The 24,411-nt window shown below is 35.3% G+C and carries 26 protein-coding genes and 1 rRNA gene; 24 read left to right on the top strand and 3 right to left on the bottom strand.

Annotated elements, in window-relative coordinates:
• The first annotated feature begins 3 nt into the window (after nucleotides 1-3).
• The 14 genes from rrf to BQ5371_RS00070 all read left to right on the top strand — a co-directional run bounded on the left by rrf (nucleotide 4) and on the right by BQ5371_RS00070 (nucleotide 9,027).
• Nucleotides 4-120, top strand: a 5S ribosomal RNA gene (gene rrf, locus BQ5371_RS00005).
• A gap of 163 nt (nucleotides 121-283) precedes the next feature.
• Nucleotides 284-649, top strand: coding sequence for a sigma factor-like helix-turn-helix DNA-binding protein (locus BQ5371_RS00010; RefSeq protein WP_083377349.1), 366 nt, complete (start codon nucleotides 284-286; stop codon nucleotides 647-649).
• Nucleotides 650-652: 3 nt separating this feature from the next.
• Nucleotides 653-1,996 (top strand): signal recognition particle protein, encoded by a 1,344-nt coding sequence (gene ffh, locus BQ5371_RS00015; protein WP_071131951.1) that lies wholly within the window; start codon nucleotides 653-655, stop codon nucleotides 1,994-1,996.
• 57 nt (nucleotides 1,997-2,053) lie between these two features.
• Nucleotides 2,054-2,296, top strand: a complete 243-nt coding sequence (gene rpsP / locus BQ5371_RS00020) for a 30S ribosomal protein S16 (RefSeq protein WP_071131952.1) — start codon at nucleotides 2,054-2,056, stop codon at nucleotides 2,294-2,296.
• 26 nt (nucleotides 2,297-2,322) lie between these two features.
• Nucleotides 2,323-2,556: a KH domain-containing protein gene (locus tag BQ5371_RS00025; RefSeq protein ID WP_071131953.1), complete on the top strand. Its 234-nt coding sequence runs from the start codon at nucleotides 2,323-2,325 to the stop codon at nucleotides 2,554-2,556.
• 144 nt (nucleotides 2,557-2,700) lie between these two features.
• A complete protein-coding gene (rimM, locus tag BQ5371_RS00030) occupies nucleotides 2,701-3,324 on the top strand; it encodes a ribosome maturation factor RimM (RefSeq protein ID WP_071131954.1) in 624 nt (207 codons plus the stop codon).
• On the top strand, nucleotides 3,314-4,048 hold the full coding sequence (gene trmD, locus BQ5371_RS00035; protein WP_071131955.1) for a tRNA (guanosine(37)-N1)-methyltransferase TrmD: 735 nt from the start codon (nucleotides 3,314-3,316) through the stop codon (nucleotides 4,046-4,048). The genes rimM and trmD overlap by 11 nt, the downstream gene beginning before the upstream one ends.
• A gap of 95 nt (nucleotides 4,049-4,143) precedes the next feature.
• Nucleotides 4,144-5,163, top strand: a complete 1,020-nt coding sequence (locus BQ5371_RS00040; RefSeq protein ID WP_071131956.1) for an HlyD family efflux transporter periplasmic adaptor subunit — start codon at nucleotides 4,144-4,146, stop codon at nucleotides 5,161-5,163.
• Nucleotides 5,164-5,165: 2 nt separating this feature from the next.
• The gene (locus BQ5371_RS00045; RefSeq protein WP_071131957.1) at nucleotides 5,166-5,855 is read left to right on the top strand and encodes a YggS family pyridoxal phosphate-dependent enzyme; all 690 of its coding nucleotides are present in this window, start codon (nucleotides 5,166-5,168) and stop codon (nucleotides 5,853-5,855) included.
• Nucleotides 5,856-5,941: 86 nt separating this feature from the next.
• Nucleotides 5,942-6,454, top strand: a complete 513-nt coding sequence (locus BQ5371_RS00050) for a cell division protein SepF (protein WP_071131958.1) — start codon at nucleotides 5,942-5,944, stop codon at nucleotides 6,452-6,454.
• A 9-nt stretch (nucleotides 6,455-6,463) separates the two neighbouring features.
• On the top strand, nucleotides 6,464-6,751 hold the full coding sequence (locus BQ5371_RS00055) for a YggT family protein (protein WP_071131959.1): 288 nt from the start codon (nucleotides 6,464-6,466) through the stop codon (nucleotides 6,749-6,751).
• A gap of 39 nt (nucleotides 6,752-6,790) precedes the next feature.
• The gene (locus BQ5371_RS00060; protein WP_071131960.1) at nucleotides 6,791-7,555 is read left to right on the top strand and encodes a DivIVA domain-containing protein; all 765 of its coding nucleotides are present in this window, start codon (nucleotides 6,791-6,793) and stop codon (nucleotides 7,553-7,555) included.
• Between the two features lie 5 nt (nucleotides 7,556-7,560).
• The gene (gene lspA, locus BQ5371_RS00065; protein ID WP_071131961.1) at nucleotides 7,561-8,031 is read left to right on the top strand and encodes a signal peptidase II; all 471 of its coding nucleotides are present in this window, start codon (nucleotides 7,561-7,563) and stop codon (nucleotides 8,029-8,031) included.
• A gap of 27 nt (nucleotides 8,032-8,058) precedes the next feature.
• Nucleotides 8,059-9,027 (top strand): RluA family pseudouridine synthase, encoded by a 969-nt coding sequence (locus BQ5371_RS00070; RefSeq protein ID WP_235821152.1) that lies wholly within the window; start codon nucleotides 8,059-8,061, stop codon nucleotides 9,025-9,027.
• Here BQ5371_RS00070 and BQ5371_RS00075 read toward each other — a convergent pair.
• Nucleotides 9,005-10,681 carry an Rqc2 family fibronectin-binding protein gene (locus tag BQ5371_RS00075; protein WP_071131962.1) on the bottom strand — a complete coding sequence of 559 codons (1,677 nt, stop codon included), beginning with the start codon at nucleotides 10,679-10,681 and terminating at the stop codon, nucleotides 9,005-9,007. The genes BQ5371_RS00070 and BQ5371_RS00075 overlap by 23 nt on opposite strands.
• Nucleotides 10,682-10,835: 154 nt before the next feature.
• On the opposite strand from BQ5371_RS00075, the gene BQ5371_RS00080 reads away from it, so the two are divergent.
• From BQ5371_RS00080 to BQ5371_RS00105, 6 genes are all read left to right on the top strand, one after another.
• Nucleotides 10,836-11,723, top strand: coding sequence for a YicC/YloC family endoribonuclease (locus BQ5371_RS00080; RefSeq protein ID WP_071131963.1), 888 nt, complete (start codon nucleotides 10,836-10,838; stop codon nucleotides 11,721-11,723).
• Nucleotides 11,724-11,782: 59 nt separating this feature from the next.
• Nucleotides 11,783-12,406, top strand: coding sequence for a guanylate kinase (gene gmk, locus BQ5371_RS00085; protein ID WP_205408013.1), 624 nt, complete (start codon nucleotides 11,783-11,785; stop codon nucleotides 12,404-12,406).
• A 6-nt stretch (nucleotides 12,407-12,412) separates the two neighbouring features.
• Nucleotides 12,413-12,706, top strand: a complete 294-nt coding sequence (gene rpoZ / locus BQ5371_RS07125; protein ID WP_071131965.1) for a DNA-directed RNA polymerase subunit omega — start codon at nucleotides 12,413-12,415, stop codon at nucleotides 12,704-12,706.
• 101 nt (nucleotides 12,707-12,807) lie between these two features.
• Nucleotides 12,808-13,626 (top strand): 3-deoxy-7-phosphoheptulonate synthase, encoded by an 819-nt coding sequence (gene aroF, locus BQ5371_RS00095; protein ID WP_071131966.1) that lies wholly within the window; start codon nucleotides 12,808-12,810, stop codon nucleotides 13,624-13,626.
• 89 nt (nucleotides 13,627-13,715) lie between these two features.
• A complete protein-coding gene (locus BQ5371_RS00100) occupies nucleotides 13,716-15,374 on the top strand; it encodes a shikimate kinase (RefSeq protein WP_071131967.1) in 1,659 nt (552 codons plus the stop codon).
• 3 nt (nucleotides 15,375-15,377) lie between these two features.
• On the top strand, nucleotides 15,378-15,806 hold the full coding sequence (locus BQ5371_RS00105; RefSeq protein ID WP_071131968.1) for a type II 3-dehydroquinate dehydratase: 429 nt from the start codon (nucleotides 15,378-15,380) through the stop codon (nucleotides 15,804-15,806).
• Here BQ5371_RS00105 and gpmI read toward each other — a convergent pair.
• Entirely contained in the window at nucleotides 15,798-17,312 is a 1,515-nt protein-coding gene (gene gpmI, locus BQ5371_RS00110) for a 2,3-bisphosphoglycerate-independent phosphoglycerate mutase (RefSeq protein ID WP_071131969.1), read from the bottom strand. The genes BQ5371_RS00105 and gpmI overlap by 9 nt on opposite strands.
• A gap of 141 nt (nucleotides 17,313-17,453) precedes the next feature.
• Here gpmI and BQ5371_RS00115 point away from each other — a divergent pair, with 141 nt between their 5' ends.
• The 4 genes from BQ5371_RS00115 (at nucleotide 17,454) to BQ5371_RS00130 (ending at nucleotide 23,039) form a co-directional block, all read left to right on the top strand.
• Nucleotides 17,454-17,819: a GntR family transcriptional regulator gene (locus tag BQ5371_RS00115; RefSeq protein ID WP_071131970.1), complete on the top strand. Its 366-nt coding sequence runs from the start codon at nucleotides 17,454-17,456 to the stop codon at nucleotides 17,817-17,819.
• A 1-nt stretch (nucleotide 17,820) separates the two neighbouring features.
• Nucleotides 17,821-18,516: an ATP-binding cassette domain-containing protein gene (locus BQ5371_RS00120; protein ID WP_071131971.1), complete on the top strand. Its 696-nt coding sequence runs from the start codon at nucleotides 17,821-17,823 to the stop codon at nucleotides 18,514-18,516.
• Nucleotides 18,510-19,316, top strand: a complete 807-nt coding sequence (locus BQ5371_RS00125) for a hypothetical protein (protein WP_071131972.1) — start codon at nucleotides 18,510-18,512, stop codon at nucleotides 19,314-19,316. Before BQ5371_RS00120 ends, BQ5371_RS00125 begins: the two co-directional genes overlap by 7 nt.
• Before the next feature lie 96 nt (nucleotides 19,317-19,412).
• Entirely contained in the window at nucleotides 19,413-23,039 is a 3,627-nt protein-coding gene (locus BQ5371_RS00130) for a UvrD-helicase domain-containing protein (protein WP_071131973.1), read from the top strand.
• Nucleotides 23,040-23,132: 93 nt separating this feature from the next.
• Here BQ5371_RS00130 and BQ5371_RS00135 read toward each other — a convergent pair whose 3' ends face one another.
• The gene (locus tag BQ5371_RS00135) at nucleotides 23,133-24,155 is read right to left on the bottom strand and encodes an MBL fold metallo-hydrolase (protein WP_071131974.1); all 1,023 of its coding nucleotides are present in this window, start codon (nucleotides 24,153-24,155) and stop codon (nucleotides 23,133-23,135) included.
• Nucleotides 24,156-24,411 lie beyond the last annotated feature (256 nt).

The following is a 24,411-nucleotide window of genomic DNA, read 5'->3' on the forward strand; positions in this document are numbered from 1 at the left end:
ATATCCGGTGACAATAGCGAGGAGGATACACCTGTTCCCATCCCGAACACAGAAGTTAAGCTCCTTTGCGCTGAGGATACTTGGTGGGCAGCCGCCCGGGAAAGTAGGTCGTCGCCGGTTTTTTTATTGCAAAAAATAAAACATTAAACGCTCAAACAATTTATCCATATGCTAATCAAATATAAGAAACTTTCAAATACTTCTATGAAGTTCATAATCAAATTACCTGCCTGTCAAAGAAAATACTTGACAGCATTTTTTTTATGTGTTATAGTTCGCTAGTATGGTTAGGAAGATTGATGAAATTGAATATGCAAGCCTCTTATATGATTTTTATGGCGAGCTACTTGATGAAAATAAGAGGGATATTATGAGCTTATATCATGATGAGAACCTCTCACTATCCGAAATTTCAAAAGAAATAGGACAGTCAAGACAGGCGGTGCATTACAATCTAAAAAAGGCTGAATCTGAATTAAAAAAGTTTGATGATGTTTTAAATCTTATCCCTACATATTTAAAAAATATTGAGAGAGCAAATATTATAAATAAACATATAAGAGAAATACTATCTACGGAAGAATTGAAAGATATATCGAAAAAAAATTTGGAAGATATAATTTGTATCATAGATGAAATGGTGGATTAAAAATTGGCATTTGAGGGTTTAGCAGAAAAATTACAAAATACATTTAGAAATTTATCAGGCAAAGGTGTCATAGGTGAAAAGGACATAGATTCAGCTATGCGTGAAGTTAGGCTTGCACTTCTTGAAGCCGATGTAAACTTCAAAGTAGTAAAAGACTTTGTGGCTCGCATTAAAGAAAAAGCTTTGGGCGAAGAAGTCATGAAAAGTCTGACGCCAGGTCAGCAAGTTTTAAAGATAGTTAAAGAAGAGCTTATTGACATGATGGGTGGCTCTGGCAGCAAACTCACATATTCACCGAGTGGATTTACTACATATATGCTTGTAGGACTACAGGGAACGGGTAAGACGACAACCTGCGGTAAGCTTGCGAATTATTTAAAAGAAAGTGGCAAGAAACCAATGCTCTGTGCCTGCGACATATATAGGCCTGCTGCGATAGACCAGCTTGAAATTGTAGGAAAGGCTGTAAAGACTGAGGTTTATACAGATAGAGACAATAAAGATGTACTTGATATAGCAAGTAAAGCGAGAAAAATAGCAGAGAAAAAGGGATATAATGCCCTAATCATCGATACGGCAGGAAGGCTACAAATTGATGAAAATCTCATGCAAGAATTAAAAATATTAAAAAAGGGAATTAAACCCCACGAAATTCTACTTGTAGTAGATGCACTCACAGGTCAAGATGCAGTCAATGTAGCAGAAGGCTTTAACGATGCCCTTGGAGTTGATGGAATAATAATGACAAAGATGGATGGTGACTCTCGAGGCGGTGCAGCTCTATCGACAAAGGCAGTCACGGGTAAGCCTATCAAATTCATGGGAACAGGGGAAAAATACAATTCTCTTGAACCTTTCCATCCCGATAGAATCGCTTCAAGAATTTTGGGTATGGGCGATGTGATGAGCCTAATAGAGAAAGCCGAAGCTTCATATACTGAAGCCGAAGCTGAAAAAATGGCAGAAAAGTTCAGAAAAAACAAGTTTGACTTAAATGATTTTTTAGAACAGATTGGGCAGCTCAATAAAATGGGGGGAATTGCTAAAATTCTCGACATGGTGCCGGGAATCGGACAGGCACAAAAAAATCAAATTGACCTAGATAGGAGTGCTAAGGAATTTGAAAATATGAAGGCGATAATTCAATCGATGACTGCTGAGGAAAGAAGCAATCCTGCAATTTTAAATGCCAGCAGGAGAAAAAGAATTGCAAAAGGTTCTGGGCAAAGCGTATCTGCTATTAATCAACTGATGAAGAGATATAATGAAGTGAGAGGGATGATGAAAAAAATAAATTCAAATCCGTCTCTACTCAGGCGAAACAAGCTTTTTAAAGGACTTTTCTAAGAATAAGTTCATTAATGATAAATTTTATATAATATATATTAAAGGAGATTTTACAAAATGGTAAAGATTAGACTAAAGAGAATGGGAACACACAAAAGACCTTTTTACAGAGTTGTTGTTGCGGATTCACGCACACCAAGAAATGGTAGATTTATCGAAGAAATTGGAACTTACGATCCTCTAAAGGACCCTGCTGAAATTAAGATTGACAAGGATAAGGCAGTAAAGTGGATTCAGACTGGTGCACAGCCTACGGATACGGTAAGAGCACTTCTCAAAAAGAGCGGTTGCATTGAATAATTTTAATAAGTAGAGAGGATAGGTATATGGGTGAATTAGTAGAACTCATCGCCAAAGCTCTCGTATCTAATCCCGATGGAGTCAGAACAGATGTTGAGGAGAATGGATCTAATGTCCTAGTAAAACTCAATGTAGACAAGGACGATATGGGAAAGGTTATAGGAAAACAGGGAAGAATAGCAAAGGCGATTAGAACTGTTGTGAGAGCGGCAGCTGTAAAACAGAATAAAAAGGTAACAGTTGATATTGTCGATGATTGATGGCGATATAGACCTTATAAGACTAGGCATGTGTAAGATTGACACATGCCCTTTTAGTGCGTAAAATATTTAATATAAAAAAGCGAATGTAAATTAAGCTACAAAGAAAAATAAAACAGATTAATAATTTTAATTAAAGAAAAAATGAAAATTCAATTAAAAAGTGAATCAAAAATATACTCAAAAGGCGAAACGGAAATCCAATCAAAAAGCGAATCAAAGGCACCTCAAAAAAAAGCATTTCCGCTTATCGAAATAGGAACACTTGGCTCGGCGGTAGGCATAAGTGGTGAGGTAAGGCTTAACCTATATTCTGGAAGTGATAGAAACATCTTCACTGGTCAGAAGATTATATTATCAGATAAGATAGATAGCGAGAACATGATTGAGCTTGAGATAAATTCTGTGAGAATACAAAAGGGATTTCCGATAGTGAGATTTAATGAAATATCAGATCGAACAGAGGTATCCAAATTAACAGGTAAGGGTATTTTTTTGCAAAAAAAAGACATGAAAAAACTCAAAGAAGATGAATTCTATGTTATGGACCTGATAGGAATGACAGCCTATGACATAAGAAGCGAAAAAGAAATTGGTAAGATTAAAGATGTTTTGACGAACACAGCTCAGCCCATCTATGTTATTGAATCAAATAAGAAGAAGGATATTTTGGTGCCAGGCGTGCCTCAATTTATAAAAGATATTGATTTAGAAAAAAGAGTTATTGAATTTGAGCTTATAGCGGGATTTATAGAAGATGAAATATAATATTCTCACCATTTTCCCAGAAATGTTTACACCCTTAAGGGAAAGTATGCTAGGCAGAGCTTCGGAAAATGGAATAATAGAATTTAATATTATTAATTTTAGAGATTATACAAAAGATAAACATAATAGAGTTGATGATACTCCTTACGGTGGCGGAGCAGGAATGATTCTTCAGGTTGACCCTATAATATCGGCGATAAGAGATAAGGAGCTTAAGGGCAAATTTATATATATGTCGCCAAGAGGGAAGATTCTAAATGAGGAAAAGGCGAGAGAATTATCGACAAAAGATGAGATTACAATGATATGCGGACATTATGAGGGAATTGACCAGCGGGTTCTTGATGAGCTTCATGCAGAGGAAATCTCGGTAGGCGACTTTATTCTAACAGGAGGAGAACTTCCCGCTATGCTACTTATTGACTGCGTTTCAAGATTTATAGATGGCGTTTTAAGCAGTGAGGAGAGCATGGAAGATGAGTCGATATATTCAGGACTTTTAGAATATCCTCAGTATACGAAGCCAAGAGAAATCATTGAAAGGGAAGTGCCAGAGGTTTTGCTTAGCGGCAATCATGAGCTAATAAGGCTTTGGAGATTTGAGCAAAGTCTAAGGCTTACCAAAGAAATAAGACCGGATTTATTTACGGAGTATATAAATTCAGGAAGAAAATTTTCAAAAAAAGAGAAAAAGATAATAGAAGAAGTTAGTAGCGATAAATAAGACAAACCACTAAATAAGCCCTTAATTTGCCATATTAATAAATATATATTGTAATGGAAAAGATTTTAAGGTAAAATTAAGTGGTAGGAGTGGGCATGAGAAAGAGAGCCGGTTGGATAGCTATATATATAATAATTGTTCTTTTGCTGGCGGTAATAATATATGGTATTCCGTCGATTTCAGGTTTTATTAAAGGTAATTACACGGCAAAGCCGGGAGAGATAAAGAAAAATATAGATCTCAATGGATACCTTATAAGAAAAGAAACAATTTATACAGCGAAAGACACCTATTCCATAGAGAGGGTTGCTAAAGAGGGTGCACTCGTAAGCTCAGGAGATGAGATAGTCAAGCTAAGTGAATCAGGAAGAGCGGTGGCAGGCACTCAATATGGTGATTTGCTCAGAGATGCCGGCGAAAGCGTGCAAACTACAGACGATGGGAAAGCGGTAGATGCCGGCTTTGTAATGTATAAGGCAGATGGGCTTGAGAATATTTTTTCTCCTAGCGGATTACCGAAGATGTCAGAGAAATATCTTTCTGATCATGCGAAGATTAAGACAACTAAATTTCCAAAATCCTTGGCTAGGAAAAACACGCCAATTTTTAAAATTTCAGAAAATGGTCCTTGGGGAATAATATTTTTTGTAAGCAATAAAGATAAAGATGATTTTTATGTCGGGCAAGACTTCGATATAGAATTTAAGGAAACTAAGAATATAATCAGGGGTAAGGTTGTAGCCAAAGAGGAGAAAAAAGAAAAAACTAGGGTTGTAGTTCAGAGTCAGGACCATTTCAAGGAACTGCTTGAAATGAGAGAGGCAAAGATTAAAATTCCCGTATCGAGAGGCAGAGGACTTATAATTAGAAATTCCAGCATTGTTAAGAAGAATGGGAAGACTGGAGTTATCGTAAAAAATAAGGTCGGGAAGAATGTATTTAAACCTATTAGCATAATTGCAGATGATGGGATAAAGTCAGCAGTCTACGATGATATATATGTAGATGAAAGAGGTCAATTTGTCGAAACGCTGACTATATATGATAGAATACTCAGGCGTCCAAATAAAAAGGAGATTAAAGAAGCATCTGAGCTTCCAAATAATATAGATTAATTATGACAGTTAAAGATAGGTATGAAATAGTATTAGATAATATAAAAAAAGCTTGCGAGAGGTCGGGAAGAAATCCGGAAGATATAACACTTATCTCCGTGACAAAGACCCATGGAGCAGAGCTTATAAATGAAGCGATTGATGCCGGTGCAAAAGATATTGGTGAGAATAAGGCACAGGAGTTATGCAATAAATATGATGATGTTAAACCGGTTAGATGGCATTTCATAGGGCATCTACAGACAAATAAAGTTAAGACAATTATTGACAAGGTTGTCATGATACATTCGGTTGATTCTGACAAATTGGCATCGGAGATAGATAAAAGAGCAAAATCGAGCGGAGTTGTTATGGACATACTTGTCGAGATAAATATCGGCATGGAAGATAGCAAGTCCGGAGCAACCGAAGAAGAAGCTAGAGATTTGATAAAAAAGATAAGAGATGAATATCAAAATCTAAGGGTAAGAGGACTTATGTGCGTTCCTCCTATCACAGATAATCCCGAAAATTCAAGGAGATATTTTAGGAAGCTTAAGGATATATTTGAATCAATTAAAGAGCTGTCAGAAGATGAATACTTCGACACTTTGTCCATGGGAATGTCGGGAGATTACGAAGTTGCCATTGAAGAAGGTGCGACAGTGGTAAGAGTCGGGACAGCGATCTTTGGAGCTAGGGAATATAGATAAAGCAAAATAGATAAAGCATAATAAATACAGCAAAATATGAAATGCGAAAGGCAAAAACAGATTTAACCGAAATGGAGGAGTAGAGAATGGGGATCAAAGATGTTTTGACTAAGCTTGTCGGATATGAAGATATGGAAGATGAATTCGACATTGAACCTACTGAAGAGGAAATTGCTGAAGAAAAAGAAAAGATGAAAAAAGAGGAAAAATCCACGAGCAATCTTCAGGCGGACAATCACTACAGTGGTATTGCACCGCTTGCACCTAAGGGAAGGGTTAATAAGTACTCGATGAATGGTTCAGCTCCATTTAAGATGATTGTAATTGAACCAAAGAACCTTGAGGAGTGCAAGAAGCTTGTAGACAATTTGAAATCAAGAAAACCTGTTATAATCAATCTTGAAAAGGTTGAAACAGAACAGGCAAGAAAGATGTTTGATTTCTTGAGCGGAGCTGTTTATGCTTTAAATGGTAATGTTCAGAGGGTTACATCAAATATTTTCATCTTTGCACCTGCAAATGTTGATATAGCAGCAAAGGTTAATAAAGAAACAGTTGAAGATAATGTCTTTGGCTCAGATAAAAGTCCTTGGGAGTAAATTCAAGTTATGAAGATAGTTCTGTTAAAAGCCATAAGTTGGTTTGCGGACATCTTGATTTTCATGCTATTAATTAGAACTTTCCTGAGTTTTCTGATGGTTAGCGGTAATAAATCAATAGCTAGGATATATGAGTCGCTGGCATTACTCACAGAGCCATTTGTTTCGCCTTGCAGGACTCTTTTGCAAAAGTTAAATCTTGGTTCCGGTATGATAGACTGGTCCATTTTGCTGGCATTTATTTTAATAAGATTTATAGCACGGGTTTTGATTCAGCTTGTGACGATTATTTTATAAAATATTTTTAATAGAATAGAAAGGTAAGAGGTTATACTTATGATACTGCCAATCGATATTGAAAAAAAAGAATTCAGTCGTGATAAAAGAGGATTTTATAATGCTACAGAAGTAGATACATTTTTGGATCTGATAATCGTTGATTATGAGAAAGTGCTTCAAGATAACAGAAGCATGGCACATAAGATAAAATTCTTAGAAAAACAGCTTGAAGAATCTCAGAGATCGGATACGGCAATGCTTGATACTCTCGAAACTGCAAAGAGGCTTATGGCTGACATTTCTGCAAGTGCTGAGAGGAGAGCTGAGCTCATGATGAGAGATGCACAGCTTGAATCAGAGAATATGATTCTCGAAGCTAAGAACACAGTTAGAAGCATTAATGATGAACACCTTGTATTAAAACATAAGGTTGAAAGGCTTAGAGCAAATCTTAAGCATATGCTTAAGTCAGAGCTTGAAAAACTTGAAGGCGACGAATATAGCCTTTTACCTGAACTAGACAGGAGTGATATTCCTGAAATCGAGAGTGAATTTGAGGAAAGGGCATATGCACTTTCTGATGAAACTCTGGTAATGAAAAAGAAAAATATGAAAGATACTATTACAGGCAAAGATGGTGACGAGATAGAAAATGCTATAAATATGGGTCTAGGTGAAAATCCTGCTGAAAAATCTGATGAAGATTTAAATAACAATCTCGAAGAAAATCCTAATGGAGAGCCTGCTGAACTTACGGAGGATATTATTAAATCTCTAGCAGAAAAAAAGGAATCGCTGGACGACACGATAATAATTAAATAAAGATTGTGACTATTACAATTATAATATTTGCACTTATCTTAATAGACCAGATAACAAAGTATTTAATAAGAATTAATTTTCAAGAGGGAGAGACGCTTCCCATTATTTCAGACATATTCCATTTAACATATGTGAGAAATAGGGGAGCGGCTTTTAGCATATTTGAAAATATAGAGATTGTAACAATTCTAATACCGATTATAATAATCGTTCTTACCATGGCTTTTCTGATACATTATAAGAATAAAACTTCAAAAGCGATGTTAATTTCCATGTCTCTCATAATCGCTGGGGGACTTAGCAATCTGATTGATAGAGTAATTTTTGGATATGTAACAGATATGATTGATTTCAGATTTTTCCCTGTCTTTAATATCGCTGATATTGCAGTTACTTTGGGTTGCATCTTTATTATTATATCTATATTTATACCATTTAATGGGGAAAATGATAAGGCTGAAGGCAGTAAAGAATAATGATAAGGCTGAAGGCAGTAAAGAATAATGATAAAGCTTAAGGCAGTAAAAAATATGGAAAAAGAGATTAAGATACTAATTATAGATGAGGAGCAGTCTAACAACAGGCTTGATATTGCAATAAGCGAGCTTAGCAAAGATATATCGAGGAGCTATGCTCAGAATCTAATAAGTGAAGGCCTTGTTTACCTTGATAATAAACTTGAGTTCTCAAAAAAGGTCAAGGTTAAAATTGGTCAGGAAGTAAAAATCAAATTACCAAAGATAGAAAGCGAAGAAATTCTGCCTGAAAGAATTGAAATTGAGATTGTGTATGAAGATGAAGATCTTTTAGTTGTAAATAAGCCAAGAGGAATGGTTGTCCACCCTGGGAATGGGAACTACAGAGGGACCCTTGTTAATGCTTTAAAATATAGGTATGGTGATAATTTAAGCACGACTAATGGAGATATAAGGGCTGGGATAGTTCATAGAATTGACAAGGATACGAGCGGACTTTTAGTAGTAGCAAAGAATGATATGGCTCATGAAGCCCTTGCAAAACAGTTAAAAGATCACACCGTGGTTAGGAAGTATATAGGGCTTGCCATAGATAATATAAAAGAGGATGATTTGATAATAGATGTGCCTATAGGAAGGGATAAAAAGAATAGACTCAGGCGTCAAATCAACGGAAGCAATCCAAAAGAAGCTGTTACACATATCCATATTATAGAAAGATTTGGAAGATATACCCTATTTGAGGCAAGGCTTGATACCGGAAGGACTCATCAGATAAGGGTGCATATGGCATATATAAAGCACCCGTTGGTAGGTGATACCTTATATGGACTGCCTATGAAAAAGCAGTTATATAAAATAGATGGTCAATTGCTCCACGCAAAGACGCTGGGATTTATCCACCCTAGAAATGGCGAATATATGGAATTTAGCTCGGAAATCCCAAGCGTATTTTCAGAAGTTATAAGGAAGCTTAGGTTGGCAAAGAGGGATTGACATATACGGTCTTATTTGAATCAAAGATAACCATTCCGGGCTTTGCATTCTTAGGCTTTTTAACTCGTCTAACGGATACATAGTCTACAGGAACATTTTCACCCTTAGACGCCTTGCTATGATATGCGGCAATTGAAGCTGCTTCATATATAATATCGGGGTCCAAATCAGAAATTTGAACATCATTAGGAAGAGATACAATTACATGAGAACCGGCAATGTCTTTGGTATGAAGCCATAGGTCGGTTTTTTTGGCAAATTTTATTGTTAGATAATCATTTTCACGATTATTTCTTCCCACATAGGCGGTATATCCCGAGCTAAGAACATATTTTAATGGACTAGGCTTGTACAAATTTCTTTTATTTTTATTATTTTTCTGGTTTTGGGCTCTCATATAACCCTCGTCTTCTAGCTCTGAGCGGATAAGAGCAAGGTCATCTACTGATTTTGCATTGTCAATTGACAAAAGAACTGACTCAAGGTATTCAATATCCCTATCGACATCGATGAGCTGAATTTTCTTTTCTTTCAATGCAACCTTTGATTTTGAATATTTTTTAAAAAATCTCTGTGCATTTTTAGCAGGGCTTAATCTGGTATCCAGCGGTATTTTAACAAGGCTACCATCATACCAATTCAAAAGCTCGACTGTAGGCTCACCACCTTTAACCATATGTAAGTTTGCCGTCAAAAGCTCACCATATAGCTTGCAAGACTTTGATTTTTCAGCACTTAAAATATCTTCATTTAGACGCTTTTTCTTTAATCCTGCCTTGTCCAAAAGCTTTTTAACATTCCTATGTAGGGGAGCAGATTTCTGCTTTAATAGGTTGGTATTTTCCTTATGAAAATAAAAATATTCTACGCACTCACTAAGGCTTCCATAATATTTGATGTCGAGGTCTTTATATTCTGACAAATCAGCCAAGTGAAATTCTATTGGAACACCTTTATCAAAGTAAATTCTAGCCTTAAAAGACATCTTATCGACCGAGGAGATGATTTCATCAAGCCTTTTTGCAGGAGGATTATAATTTGATATTTCCCTTGCTATTGCAGGAGATATACCTGCTACCTTGCCTATGATGATTTTTGCATTTTCCCCTATATCTGTTTGCCCTGTTATTCCTTTAAATGGTATCTTATCTTGAACAGGTGGATATTTATATATAGCTCCAGCAAGAGTTTGCCTATATTGATTAACATCAATAGAAATTCTTTTACAAGCATCTATTATCTTGTTCGTATCCATATCGATCAAAATAATATTGCTATGCTTTCCCATTAGTTCAAAGATGAGCTTTCTCGATATTGTAAATCCCATCTCAGATAAAGCTTCAATATCCATCTCGATAATTCTCTCAGAATCCTTTTGCCTTATCTCTATAACCCTGCCTCCGAGCAGATATTTTCTTAAAACCATGCAAAAATTAGGAGGATTAACTGGGTTTTCGTATTTATTTTCTGTCAAGCAGAGCCTTGAGGACATTCCATTGCAAGAAGCAAGCAATCTAAAATTGCCTGCCGTCGTATGGAACTGAATTATTATCATTTCCTTAGCAGGTTGATATATCTTGTCAATCTTTCCTAGTTTTAAAAGAGAGCTAAGCTCTTTTGTGATCCCATATGTAATTATTCCATCATAAGCCATGCGTACAATATAACATCAGTATTAATTCCTTGCAAGTGCTGTCATAATAGAATAAAAATGATATAATAAATAGCGAATTTTTTATTGAAACTATTATAAACTATTATATAGAAATTAATAGAAGATAAAAACGATTGTACAGTGAGGAGATAGCATGATTAAAAGCATGACAGGATATGGACGAGGCGAATATAGTGATGATATTAGAAGCATAACAATTGAGATGAAATCTGTTAATCACAGATATTGCGATATAAATGTAAGGTTGCCATATAGATATGCCTTCCTAGAAAAAGATGTAATCAGAATAGTCAAAGAGAGATTGCTAAGGGGTAAAATAGACATATCGATAAGGTTTGATATATTTGGAGAATCAGAAAGCGATATAAGATTAAATAATGATTTGGCAGATAAATACTACCTTGCATTAAGAGAGCTTGGTAGCAAATATGATTTATCAGATAAAAATATAAGCCTAGAAATGCTTGCAGGAATGCCCGATGTAATAAAGTCTCTACCACTTGCGACAGACAAGGAGCTGGTTAAAAATCTGATAATGAAACCACTAAATGACTCGCTTGAAAGTATGTGCCTTATGAGGGAATCAGAGGGCAAAAAACTAGCAATAGATATAATTAATAGGGCAGAAAATATAGATTCGATAAGGGATAAAGTTGAAGAAATTACAAAGGACTCTACATCAAAATATCAGGATAAGTTAAAGCTTAGGATAGAGGAACTTTTAAAAGATAGCATTGAAATTCCGGAGGATAGAATTGCAGTTGAAGCTGCCATATTGGCGGATAAATCCGATGTCACAGAAGAAGTCGTAAGGTTAAAAAGCCATGTTCAGCAGTTAATTAATTATGTGAAAAGCGATGAACCAGCTCTTGGGAAAAAGATAGACTTTCTAGTACAGGAGATGAATAGAGAAGCAAACACCATAGGTTCAAAGGCAAATGATGATAGAATTACAGGGTGCGTAATTGATCTGAAGGCGGAAATTGAAAAAATCAGAGAGCAGGTACAGAATATAGAATAATCTGGATATTTATAGATAATTCATGTTATAATACTTAGCAACTTTGATGAGGAATTATTATGAGCAAGAGAATTAAGACTAGGGGCAAGCTTTATATAATTTCCGGTCCGTCAGGAACCGGCAAGGGAACTATTTGTTCGAGGATTATGGAGGAGAGAAAGCTTAGCCTTTCAATATCAATGACGACAAGAGCACCGAGAGATGGAGAAAAAGACGGGCAAAGTTATTATTTTGTAACAAAAGAAGAATTTGAAAATAAGATTAAAGAAGATAAGATGCTCGAGTATGCAAAAGTCTTTGACAATTACTATGGGACGCCTAAGGATAAGGTGATTTCAAGACTTGAGCGAGGGATTGATGTTATTCTTGAGATTGATATTCAAGGAGGCTTACAAGTTAGAAGCAAGATGCCGGAAGACTCCGTTCTAATATTCATACTTCCGCCGTCCCTTGAGGAGTTAAAAAATCGCTTAAATTCGAGGGGAACGGAATCCATAGAAGCGATAGAAAAAAGGCTTAGCAAGGCATTAGATGAAATTAGATTCATAGGGGAGTATGATTATTATATTGTAAATGATGACCTCGAGAAAGCAGTTGGCGAGGCATTAAGCATAGTAGATGCCGAGAGGCTAAGAGTACCACCAAAGGTTAAACCAATAATTAGACAGTATGAGGAGGAATAGATTATCATGATGTTATATCCATCAATAAATGAAGATCTTAACGATAAGACGGACAGCAGGTATACCCTTGTTATGTTAGCAGCCAAGAGGGCTAGAGATATAATTGCAGGAAAACCTGTACTCACAGATGTTGACGATGTGAGACCTGTAAGTCTTGCTACAAATGAAATTTCAGAGGGCTATATTTCATATAAAAGGCTGACTGATGAAGAATATTTGATGAGCAGAGATGATAATACCAAGGCGACAGAAATAGCAGAACCTGCGGGAAACGAAGCTCAAATTGAAGAAGTAAAGTAACCGAGGGCATGGCAGGTGGAAATCGTCAGATTTCCATTTTTTATTCTAGTCATAATTATTTTGGGTAGTTAAAATTATAAAATTTAAAATTTAAAATCAGCATGGAAAAAAGGGAAAATACAAAGGAATACGAGTTTTCAAATAAGAGAATGACAGATATTAAAATATCTGTAGGAGATGCCTTATTTAGCAATAAAAATTTTAATATTATCGCAGGACCTTGCTCTATAGAATCTGAAGACCATATCTTTGAACTGGCTCATGATATAAAAAAGGCAGGGGCAGGTATACTTAGAGGCGGTGCATTTAAGCTTAGAACTTCGCCATATGATTTTCAAGGGCTTGGAAAGGTGGCACTGAATTATTTGGTGTCTGCTGGAAAGAAGGAAAATCTTCCTACTGTATCTGAAATAATTGATGTAAGGCATATTGATTATTATGCTGATCTAGATATGATTCAGGTCGGTGCAAGAAATATGAAAAATTATACCCTACTTAGAGAGCTTGGAAGAGGCGATATTCCAGTCCTTCTTAAGAGGGGCATGGACTCGACTTATGAAGAATTGCTATTTGCAGCTGAATATATTATGTCCGAGGGCAATTCAAATGTTATTCTTTGTGAAAGAGGCATAAGGACATTTGAGAATTATACCAGAAATACCTTAGATATATCCGCCGTACCAGCGTTAAAAAATTTTACGAATCTTCCAATAATCGTTGACCCTAGTCACTCTACAGGTAGAAGTGAATTGGTAGAGCCTGTTTCACTAGGAGCAGCTGCTGCAGGGGCAAATGGACTTATAATTGAAGTGCATAAAAATCCTAGTAAAGCATTGTCAGATAAAGAGCAGGCGGTGACGCCGAGTGAACTTTCAAATATTGTAGAAAAATCGAAAAAAATAATTGAGGTGCTAGGATAGTAAAATCACCATAATTAGAATAAGTTTCATAAATACGATAATTTTTATAATCATAATAAAATTAATAAATTGGAGCGAAAACGCGGAAAATGAAGAACGAAGATAAGCTAAATGAGCTTGAAAAATTCAGGAATAAAATTGACGAAATAGATAGTCAGATATTTAGCTTGCTTGGCGAGCGATTAAAAATTTCTGAAGATATTGCAGAGATTAAAAAAAGCTCAGGGTTGCCTATATTTGACGCTCTTAGAGAAAATAATAAGATAAAAGATATTTCTGAAAGTAGCACCTTAGATGTTAGAAGGACAAATATTAATATATATAAAATTTTAAGTGAAGAGAGTAAAAATCGTCAGAATGAAATAATTGAGAAAGGAAGATATGGACTTATAGGAAGGGGTCTTGAGCATAGCATTTCACCCGAAGTTCACAGAATGTTAGGAGTGGTGAATTACGAGCTATTAGATATTAAAGATTTAGAAGAATTAAAAGATATACTTTATGATAAAAGCTTCCTAGGATTCAATGTCACAAGTCCTTATAAAAGGGAAATTATAAAATATCTCGACGAAATAAGCTATGAGGCAAGCCTTGTAAATGCAGTAAATACAATAAAGCGAACAAAAGATGGAAGGCTTATTGGATATAATACAGATATTTATGGATTTGAGAAATTAGCTAGGATAAGCTCCCCAGCTGATAAAAACATACTAATCCTAGGTTCTGGCGGTGGAGCGATGGCTTCCTGCATCGGAATGAGAAATCTCAAGGCGAAGAAAATTATACTGGCATCAAGGAATCCGCTTAGAGCAAAAGACAGGGTAGCGGGACTTGCGGACGAGATAATATCCTATGACGAAATTTCAAAATATGAGGACATAGATATTATAATAAATGCAACGAGGATTGGTATGTATCCATATAATGGAAGGACTCCTTTTGACATTCAAGGGAAAAAGGTTCCAACCTTTGAAAAACTCAGCTGGGCGATAGACCTTATATATAACCCATATAGAACGAGATTTCTTTTGATATATAAGGATTATGGCAAAAAAATCATATCTGGACTTCCAATGCTCGTATGGCAGGCGATAAGATCAGAGGAGATATGGGAAAGGCTTCCAGAGGATATAGACAAAGAGCATCTTGCAGAGATTATAATTGCTAGATGTCTACTAAACAATTTAAATATAACATTTATAGGTATGCCAGGCAGCGGGAAATCTTCAATTTCGAGAAGACTTGCAGGCATCATGGGCAGGGAATTTATAGATATTGACAGGCTCGCAGAAAAGGAAATGGGAACTAGCATAGCTGATGTTATAAATGATGAAAATCTAGGAGAAGAGTATTTTAGAAAAATTGAAACATCCGTTTTAGCAAGGGAATGTAAGGAAGCTGGAAAAGTGATTGCAACAGGCGGTGGCTCGATAATACGAAGGGTGAATAGGAATTGCATTAGAGAAAATAGCATAGTCATATATATGAAGCGACCTCTAAAATTGATAACAACAAAGAATAGACCTATAAGCATAAGAGAGGGAGTGTTAAATATATATAAAAAAAGGGCAAAGATGTATGAAAACACCGCAGACATACTCATATTTAACGACAGGAGATTTGGGGGCATAGGCCTTGGAGGAAGAAGCAAGGCATATAATAAAGATATTAATACTTTTGCAGCTGAACTAAGGGAAATTATAGAAGCAGAAATTAAAAATATGGCAAGGGATATTTCTGGTGATTAAAAAATGAAAATACTTATAATTAATGGTCCAAATATTAATATGCTCGGAATTAGAGAGCCGGACATATATGGAAGCAGGTCATATGAAGATTTAATAGAATTTATCAAAGAGGGTGCAGAGCTTTCTGATGAACTTATCTTTGTTCAATCAAATCACGAGGGAGATATTATTGATTATATTCAAAGGGCATATTTTGAAAACTTTGATGGAATAATAATTAATCCGGCAGCATATACTCATACAAGCATAGGGATTGCCGACGCATTGAAAGCTATTAAGGTTCCAGCTGTTGAGGTGCATATATCGGATATTAAGGCAAGAGAGAGCTACAGAAGCAAATCCTTAGTTGAAGATGCAACTGTAGCTACAATTACGGGTAAGGGCTTCGATGGATATATAGAAGCTCTTAATATTTTACATGAGCTAGACTAGGACATTGCCTTTCATTTCTTCTGGCACAGGAATATCCATAAGGGTCAAAAGCGTTGGTGAAATATCGGCTAGTTTGCCGGTATTTTTTTTGAAATTAACAGGCTCATTACATATGTGGCAGAGTGGAACAACCGACAGGCTGTGTTTTGTGACAACCTCATCTTTATCGTCAATCATGTAATCGGCGTTACCATGATCTGCGGTAAGAAGAATTTGACCATCCTTTTCTAATATCGACTGAACAATCTTTCCGACCAATCCATCTAGGACTTCTATAGCTTTAATAGTAGCATCATAGACTCCTGTATGCCCAACCATATCAGGATTTGCAAAATTTAAAATATACAGATCGTATTTATCAGATGAAATTGCCGCTAGAACCTTTTCTGTAACCTCAGGAGCACTCATCTCAGGCCTCCGATCATAGGTTGCAACCTTGGGAGAAGGAACTAAAATTCTATCCTCACCCCTATATGGGGTTTCCACACCCCCGTTGAAAAAGAATGTAACATGGGCATATTTTTCAGTTTCAGCTATGTGCAATTGGCGTAATCCATTGAGAGAGATCACTTTTCCAAGGGTTATATCAACACTCTCAGGCGGATATGCAAGTTTAACATTTGGCATACTTGCATCGTATTCTGTCATACATACGAAGTTTAGGTTCTTTGGGAAAATCTCTCTTTCAAAACCATCAAAGTTAGGGTCGGTAAGTGCTCTAGTAATCTCTCTAGCACGGTCAGGTCTGAAATTGATAAAGATTACGGAATCATCGTCTTTGATAGGTGCTTGGTTAATAATAGTAGGGATTACAAATTCATCAGTTTCTCCCCTTGAATAACTATTTTCTATTGCTTCTAAAGGAGTTGACGCCTTTAGACCTTTTGATTCTGTTAAAGCCTCATAAGCCAGCTTAAGTCTATCCCAACGCTTGTCTCTATCCATTGCATAAAAACGGCCGGATATGATACCAATCTTTCCAAGGGAAATTTCTTTTGCATGTTCTTCAACCCTGCGTACAAAAGGAAGGGCACTCTTTGGTGGAACATCTCGACCGTCCAAAAAACAGTGAATATACATCTCTTTAACATTATTAATTTTTGCCATATCCATTAGTGAAATAAGGTGGTTGATATGGCTGTGCACACCACCGTCAGAGATTAGCCCCATTATATGAAGGGCGTGCCCTTTAGCAGAGTGAGATATTGCATCTTTTAGAGCTTCATTTCTAAAAAAATCTCCATCTTCGATGGACTTATTTATTCTTGGTAAATCTTGAAGAATTACATTTCCTGCTCCTATATTTAGGTGACCAACCTCAGAATTACCAATTTGGCCATCAGGTAAGCCGACAGCTTTTCCGCTCGCTTCTAGAGTTATAAAAGGATATTTTGAAAAAATTCGGTCGAAATTAGGTGTATTTGCATTAGAAATTGCATTACCATGAGAATTATTTCGCCAGCCGAATCCATCTAAAATCATAAGCATTGTTGGTCTGTGTTTCATGTGTTTAAACCTCCATTTAAGATTAGAACACTAAGATTATATCACAATATTTTAAAAAAGGTATTGACAATAAGGGGAAATTGAACTATTGTATTAAGGAAATAATACAATATAAAAATACTGCTATAAAGGGGAGATAATATGGCATATAAATTTAAAAATGGCATACCTATATATTTGCAGATAATAGATGAATTATCTATTAGCATTGCCAGCGGTAAATATGCACCGGGCGATAAGTTGCCATCGGTAAGGGAATTTGCTGTTGACATAGGCGTTAACCCCAATACGCTTCAGAGAGCATTTAGCACAATGGAGTCTATGGGGATAGTTCATGTTGATAGAACAAATGGTAGATATGTTACAGACGATGAAAAGGTTTTGTCAGAGCTCAGGGCGAAGCTTTCCAAACGATATATTGAGGAACTCGTTACAAGAATGCGTAAACTTAAGATGAGCGATGAAGAAATCCTAAATGCGATAAAAAGATGGTTAGAGGAGGTATAGAATGGCTTTAATTGAAATTGAGGGATTGTATAAATCGTACAATAAGCTGTTAGCACTAAATAATTTAAACCTATCCCTCGAGGGCGGACAGATTGTTGGACTTCTTGGACCAAATGGTTCAGGCAAGACAACACTAATAAAGATATTGAATGACCTGCTTAAGGCGGATAGAGGAAGTATTCTAATAGATGGGAAAAACCCTTCGACTGAAACAAAGGAAGTGGTTGCCTATCTTCCTGACAGGAACTCACTTCCGGACTATATGAAAATCAAAGATTTAATCAATATGCAGGCTGATTTTTTCAAAGACTTTGATATAGAAAAAGCAAATTCAATGATCGAAGATCTCGGAATAAATACCAATATGAGATTCAAATCTCTATCCAAGGGTATGGGTGAGAAAGTTCAACTTGCACTTGTAATGAGCAGAAAAGCGAAGGTGTACCTGCTCGATGAGCCGATTGGAGGAGTTGACCCTGCTGCAAGGGATTATATTTTAAAAACAATAATAAGCAATTACAATCCAGAGTCCGTAGTTATTATTTCGACCCACCTCATTTCAGAGATTGAATCGGTGCTGGACGATGTAATATTTATTAAAAATGGAGAAATAGTATTACACAAGTCACCTGATTTAATTCGTGAAGAGTATGCTAAGGGAGTAGATGAATTATTTAGGGAGGTATTCAAATGCTAAGCAAGGTATTGAAATATGATTTTAAGGCAATGGGAAGAATACTTCCACTATTCTATATAGCTCTTCTGTTTTCGACACTTATATTCGGAATTAATTTGAGATTTATTCCAGAGCAAACGGTAGTTGGTTCAATTCTCTGGAGCTTATCAGGCAGCTTATATGGAATTATCTTAATAGCTACAGCCGTTGTAACCCTCGTTGTTATAATAAGCAGATATAAGAAGAGCTTGCTTGGGAACTCGGGATACTATATGCTGACTCTTCCGGTAAAGATGGAAACGCATATTGCTTCTAAGACGATCTCAGCTGTAATTTGGACGCTTTTCTCATTAATAGCAGCAGTTCTGTCAATGATGCTCATAGGCATTATTACATATAGGGGAAATATCTTCCTTGCTCTAAGACCTATTTACGAGGAGCTTTTAGAATTATCTGGTAATGATTTATTTTTCCTAATTATACTAATGATAGAATTTGTGATTTTAGCAATATTAAGCATTATAAAAACTACACTTACGATATATGCTGCCCTAACATTCGGTCAGGCATCCAGAAATCATAATAACCTGCTCGCAGTCGCACTCTATATGGGATTCGGATTTATAGAAAGCACTGTAATCACGATTGTAATTAGCATATTTGATAATTTGAAATTTATAAGTGATTTAACAAGTAGAATGTTTCGCAGCATTCAAGGCGTTGATTTGTTCATGCTATTATTTATAATTTTCATCATGATATTATGTGTGATATACTTTATCATAACAAACCTATATATGAAGAATAAATTAGATATATAGTGCACATATCATTATTTAAAATATAATAATATATGAATAATAATATAATAATGAAATAGAAAATTAAAAACATTAAATTGATGGAGAAATCGCCAGATGTCAGAAAAATATACCGAAGCTCAAAGAACTGCAATTAGGACAAGGAATAAGAACTTACTCGTTTCAGCTGCAGCAGGCTCAGGTAAAACAATGGTGCTGGTCGACAGGATTCTCGAACTCATCACCGAAGGTGAAGCAGATGTTGACGAAATGCTCATAGTCACATTTACTAACCTTGCTGCAACGGAGATGAAATTAAAAATTAATAGAGCTTTGAAAAAGGCTATGGCTAGGGATTCAGATATTAGAGAGAGGCTTTCTTCCCAGTCAGATAAATTATATCGTGCATATATTTCGACCTTTGATAAGTTTTCCGGCAGGATTATTAAAGAGTTTTTTTACAAGGTAGAGGTAAGCCCGAATTATTCAATCTGCGACAATATAAGAGAGGAGCTGTTCATGCGAGATGCTGTGACAGCTCTTTTTGATGAGATGTTTCAAAATGATTTAGCAATATCTGGTATATCTTTTAAGGAATTTTTAAGGACATATTCCGATGTTAAGAGCGAAGAAGAATTAAAAAAGCAGATGATTTTCATATATAAAAAGCTAAGAAGCATCCCTAATTATTTTTCGTGGGCAGAGGAAAAACTTGAATTATTAAAAATTCCCGAGGGCGGATATAAGGAGTCGGCAGTATATAAGGAATTTATTCAAAATATTAGAGGCGAAATAATTGAAGCATCTAAGATCGAAAATCTCTATATTCCCCTATTTGACGAAAGCTTGGTGCCAAAGATTAGGAGCAAACTTGAAGCTGAAAGAGAAGAATTAAGAGAGATAGCAAAGCTTAGCGAAAGCGAGGAATTTAGCGAAAATGTCTTTGAATTAATAAGAAAGAGATTATCTGAATTTAAATTTGTAACCTTGAGAGGTACGAAAGACGAAAAAGAGCATATAAAGGAAATATCAAACGAGGTAAAGCAGGTTAGAGATAAGACGAAAAAGCTTATAAAAAATATCAATAAAGAGATAGAAAAGATTAATAGGGAAGATCTATTTGTTGAAAATGAAAGAACTCAAAGGTATTCAAAGTATTATATAGATTTGCTTAGAAGATTTGAGGAGATATATAGCGAAAGAAAGAAAATAGAAGGCATGATGGACTTTGCGGATGTCAATCATTTTGCCTTGAAGATTTTAAATGATGATGAAGCAAGAGCCATATTGAGGAAAAGATTTAAATATATTTTCATAGATGAATATCAGGACACAAATTATCTTCAAGAAAGCATCATATCAAAGATTGCAAGAGAAAATAATCTTTTTAAGGTTGGAGATGTAAAACAGAGTATTTACAGATTTAGGCAGGCTCAGCCACAAATTTTTATAGAAACTATGGATAGATATGAGAAAGAGGAAGAATCATCTAATATCATTTTAAGCCATAATTTTAGGAGCAATCCTAGGACTATAGATTTCATAAATGAAATATTTAAGCCACTTATGAAAGGATATGATGAAAACTCAGCTTTAAACGCGGGGCTAAGCGGTTTTGGTGACTATGACTACAAGCCGGAGGTGCATTTTATCTGCTTAGATAATGAGGATGACAAGGGTAATAAAGAAAAGATTCAGGAAAATGATGGAAAAAGTGGAGCAGATGAAAATAATAAGATTAGTATAACAAAGGATGAAAAGGAAGCCGAGTACATAGCTGATATTATCGATGATATGCTCGGCAAGAAGTTCTACGATTCAAAGCTTGGAGTCATAAGGGAGATTCAACCGAAGGATATTGTTGTGCTCATGAGGTCTGTCAAGAAAATGGGTGGTACAATTTATAGAAAGCTCCTTGAAAGAGGTATTTCATCATATGTAAATGAAGAGGACGGGTTCTTTGATACGGTTGAAATAGAAGTTTTTCTGGCACTTTTAAATGTAATAGATAATGATACAAAAGAAGTCCCGCTCGTCGCAGTTCTTCATTCTGAAATTTTTAATTTTACAGCTGATGAACTTGCAGAGGTCAGAGCTGAATATAATATGGCTGATGAGCTTGCCTTAGAAAATCGCAAAAGGGATAATTCGTACAGAATGGCACTTTTATGGTATGAGGAAAATAAGAAAAACAAATTATCGGAGAAGATAAGAAATGCCTTTCTCAAGATAAGGGAGTGGAGGTCTTATAATGGTCTTATGCCAATTGAGGACTATCTATGGTATTTGATGAAAGAATCAAGATATTATATCTACGCAGGAGCGATGAACGATGGTGTGCAGAGGCAGGCAAATCTAAGAGTTTTAATAGATAGAGCACTTAATTACAGGCTTAATGGAATTACAACGCTTGGAGGATATATAAAATATCTTAATATTTTAAAGAAGAACAATGTCAAGACGGGCGAAGCAACAATTGCAGGAGAAAATGATAACCTCGTGAGAATTATGACTATTCATAAGAGCAAGGGGCTTGAATTTCCATTTGTAATTGTCTCTGGCTTGTCTAAGAAATTAAGGACGGAAAGGCGAGATAGAGGAATGATTATGGACTCGTCTATCGGACTTGGTTTGTCATATGTTGATAGAGATAAAGGATATAGGCGGTCATCTTTGATGCAGGAGCTTATCCTAAATAGCATAAAGAAAAAAGATATTGAAGAAGAGATAAGGGTATTATATGTTGCATTGACGAGGGCTCGCCAAAAGCTCATATTGACAGCAACAGTTGGTGACAGACTTGAAGCTGACTCATTTCTTGATAAACCGTGGAATAATCCAAGCGAAGAAAATTTTATTTCAATGATGAGAAATGGTCTAAGAAAAGAATTGTGTGATATACATATATCTAGCAATATGTCTAATTCGAAAAGGAGCAGAAAGAGGAGAGCCCTTGAATATTTTGAAAAAAGTGATAGAGGAGAGATAATCCCGCCTGAAGAATTGTTAGATGAGGTGGAAAGAAGATTAGATTATATTTATGAATATAAAAAAGACACCATGCTAAAAGCAAAATACTCCGTTAGTGAACTAAATAGCAAATTAAATTTAGAAGAAGATGCAAAAGAAGATAGGTATATAAATTTAGCAAGGAAAGAGGGCGATGAACTTGCAAAAAATGCTACCTCAAGAATTTTTTCGGCGGAGCTTGGAACAGCATATCACAGGCTTATGGAATATTTGGACTTCGGAAAGCTAGTAGGAGAAACATCAAAAGATAGAGGAGACAGAAAAGATAGAGAAGATGCTTCAGAATATATTGAGGATAGCCTAGAATATCTGGTAAGCACTAAGGCAATATCAGAGGAGCTTGCCAAATCAATTGACCTAGATAAAATTTGTAATTTCTTTAATTCTGAGATTGGAAGAGAGGCAGGACTAGCATCTAAAAATGACAGAATTTATAAGGAAAAAGCTTTCACGCTTGAGATGGATAGAGATGGAAGTTCAATTCTTGTTCAAGGAATAATTGACTGTCTATTTTTGGAAGGTGATAGGGGAGTTCTCATAGATTATAAGAGCAATAAGATGAGGGATAATTCTCAAGAGGAGAAAAATAGAATTAAGGAAATGTACAAGGCTCAGGTAAAGATATATGAGGAAGCGGTAATAAAAGGACTGAATATTGAAAAGATAGATTCTTATTTATACTTATTTGATATAGAAGAATTTATTAAAGTCTAAAATATAAAACTACTTTTATAAGAATTACCATTCAAAGAATTACAATATAAGGCAATTTACAGAAAAAATCTCACACAGTCAAAAAGGGAGAAATTATATTTCTCCCTTTTTATATTCTTCATATTCTTCCATAATATCGCTTTTTATCTTTTTAAATTTTAAGGCTCCACCCACTTTTTTACATTCGACATATCCATATTCCATAAGGTAGACCATATGAACCATTGTCTCTCCGACTGCAAACCATTTTTGCTCAATCGGGAATTCTTCCCAGCTGTTAGCTCTAATTCTCCAAGTTATTTTTGAAGAAATTTCTCTGATGGTATAATCGTCCCTATCACAATTCATTGAATCTAGTATTTCTTGAAATCTTAGATAATGGTGGTAGATGATTTCTGATATTCTTTTATTTGGATTTGATATTGGAGCTCTATGAGAAGATAAGATTACATCGATGCCAACAGTCATAAGCTTTTTAAGTGTATTTATATATAAACCGAGAATATTACCATATTCAAATCCCCAAAATGTTATATTTGGCGTTATTGGATCTAGAACCGTATCACCTCCGAAAAGGAACTTGTGATTTTTCTCATATAATCCGATATGCCAAGGGGTATGTCCTCTTAAGTCAAGAACTTCAAATTCATAATCGCCGACCTTAAAAATTTCGCCAATTTCAAGCCCTATAAAATTCAGCTCGTGTGATAATTTAAATTTATGACCAATATAATCTTCTAAAGTTAGCACTCCAGCCATATCATAGAGAGCAGGAAATGTCATGAAATATTCCCAGTAGCTATCCTTTGTATTATCATTTATCAGAGCACCTTCTTTCTTGCCTGTATAAACGCTTGACCCATTATCTTCAAAAAAGGTTGCGAGCCCCGTATGGTCTGCATGAAGATGAGTAAGGAAGAGGTCGCAATCTTTAATTTCAAGACCGATCTTTGCCAAGTTTTCCTTCATATATTTTTTTGATTCATCATTATTATATCCTGTATCGATTACAAGCGACCGACCTTCGGATTTAATAACATATATATTGATTTCTTTTAAGGCACTTTTTGGAAGCGGAATTTCAAATTTATATATATCCTTATATAGCTCTTTCATAAAATATCCTCTATAATTTGAGCGTTACTTACTAATATGTTTATTTTAATATGAAATGTCCATATTTCAAAGTGTATACATATTCCTTTTAAATTGCAAAAAAACTTAATAAGAAATGAAATTACAAAATGATAAAATCTTAATTTATGACAAGTCCGACTTTTTCATAAAAATCATAATATGAAATAAAATCAAATTTTAATAAAAAAACGGCACAAAGTTAAACTTAGTGCCGTAATTAGTCAAATAGTAGGTG

Origin of the sequence: Alterileibacterium massiliense (assembly GCF_900104645.1) — a bacterium.
GTDB classification, from domain to species: domain Bacteria; phylum Bacillota; class Clostridia; order Peptostreptococcales; family Anaerovoracaceae; genus Alterileibacterium; species Alterileibacterium massiliense.

What these genes read in the sequence shown, in the direction of transcription:
- BQ5371_RS00010 (WP_083377349.1), top strand. Translation starts at nt 284, where the DNA reads ATGGTTAGGAAGATTGATGAAATTGAATATGCAAGCCTCTTATATGAT.
- rpsP (WP_071131952.1), top strand. Translation starts at nt 2,054, where the DNA reads ATGGTAAAGATTAGACTAAAGAGAATGGGAACACACAAAAGACCTTTT.
- BQ5371_RS00025 (WP_071131953.1), top strand. Translation starts at nt 2,323, where the DNA reads ATGGGTGAATTAGTAGAACTCATCGCCAAAGCTCTCGTATCTAATCCC.
- rimM (WP_071131954.1), top strand. Translation starts at nt 2,701, where the DNA reads ATGAAAATTCAATTAAAAAGTGAATCAAAAATATACTCAAAAGGCGAA.
- trmD (WP_071131955.1), top strand. Translation starts at nt 3,314, where the DNA reads ATGAAATATAATATTCTCACCATTTTCCCAGAAATGTTTACACCCTTA.
- BQ5371_RS00040 (WP_071131956.1), top strand. Translation starts at nt 4,144, where the DNA reads ATGAGAAAGAGAGCCGGTTGGATAGCTATATATATAATAATTGTTCTT.
- BQ5371_RS00045 (WP_071131957.1), top strand. Translation starts at nt 5,166, where the DNA reads ATGACAGTTAAAGATAGGTATGAAATAGTATTAGATAATATAAAAAAA.
- BQ5371_RS00050 (WP_071131958.1), top strand. Translation starts at nt 5,942, where the DNA reads ATGGGGATCAAAGATGTTTTGACTAAGCTTGTCGGATATGAAGATATG.
- BQ5371_RS00055 (WP_071131959.1), top strand. Translation starts at nt 6,464, where the DNA reads ATGAAGATAGTTCTGTTAAAAGCCATAAGTTGGTTTGCGGACATCTTG.
- BQ5371_RS00060 (WP_071131960.1), top strand. Translation starts at nt 6,791, where the DNA reads ATGATACTGCCAATCGATATTGAAAAAAAAGAATTCAGTCGTGATAAA.
- BQ5371_RS00070 (WP_235821152.1), top strand. Translation starts at nt 8,059, where the DNA reads ATGATAAAGCTTAAGGCAGTAAAAAATATGGAAAAAGAGATTAAGATA.
- BQ5371_RS00075 (WP_071131962.1), bottom strand. Translation starts at nt 10,681, where the DNA reads ATGGCTTATGATGGAATAATTACATATGGGATCACAAAAGAGCTTAGC.
- BQ5371_RS00080 (WP_071131963.1), top strand. Translation starts at nt 10,836, where the DNA reads ATGATTAAAAGCATGACAGGATATGGACGAGGCGAATATAGTGATGAT.
- gmk (WP_205408013.1), top strand. Translation starts at nt 11,783, where the DNA reads ATGAGCAAGAGAATTAAGACTAGGGGCAAGCTTTATATAATTTCCGGT.
- rpoZ (WP_071131965.1), top strand. Translation starts at nt 12,413, where the DNA reads ATGATGTTATATCCATCAATAAATGAAGATCTTAACGATAAGACGGAC.
- aroF (WP_071131966.1), top strand. Translation starts at nt 12,808, where the DNA reads ATGGAAAAAAGGGAAAATACAAAGGAATACGAGTTTTCAAATAAGAGA.
- BQ5371_RS00100 (WP_071131967.1), top strand. Translation starts at nt 13,716, where the DNA reads ATGAAGAACGAAGATAAGCTAAATGAGCTTGAAAAATTCAGGAATAAA.
- BQ5371_RS00105 (WP_071131968.1), top strand. Translation starts at nt 15,378, where the DNA reads ATGAAAATACTTATAATTAATGGTCCAAATATTAATATGCTCGGAATT.
- gpmI (WP_071131969.1), bottom strand. Translation starts at nt 17,312, where the DNA reads ATGAAACACAGACCAACAATGCTTATGATTTTAGATGGATTCGGCTGG.
- BQ5371_RS00115 (WP_071131970.1), top strand. Translation starts at nt 17,454, where the DNA reads ATGGCATATAAATTTAAAAATGGCATACCTATATATTTGCAGATAATA.
- BQ5371_RS00120 (WP_071131971.1), top strand. Translation starts at nt 17,821, where the DNA reads ATGGCTTTAATTGAAATTGAGGGATTGTATAAATCGTACAATAAGCTG.
- BQ5371_RS00125 (WP_071131972.1), top strand. Translation starts at nt 18,510, where the DNA reads ATGCTAAGCAAGGTATTGAAATATGATTTTAAGGCAATGGGAAGAATA.
- BQ5371_RS00130 (WP_071131973.1), top strand. Translation starts at nt 19,413, where the DNA reads ATGTCAGAAAAATATACCGAAGCTCAAAGAACTGCAATTAGGACAAGG.
- BQ5371_RS00135 (WP_071131974.1), bottom strand. Translation starts at nt 24,155, where the DNA reads ATGAAAGAGCTATATAAGGATATATATAAATTTGAAATTCCGCTTCCA.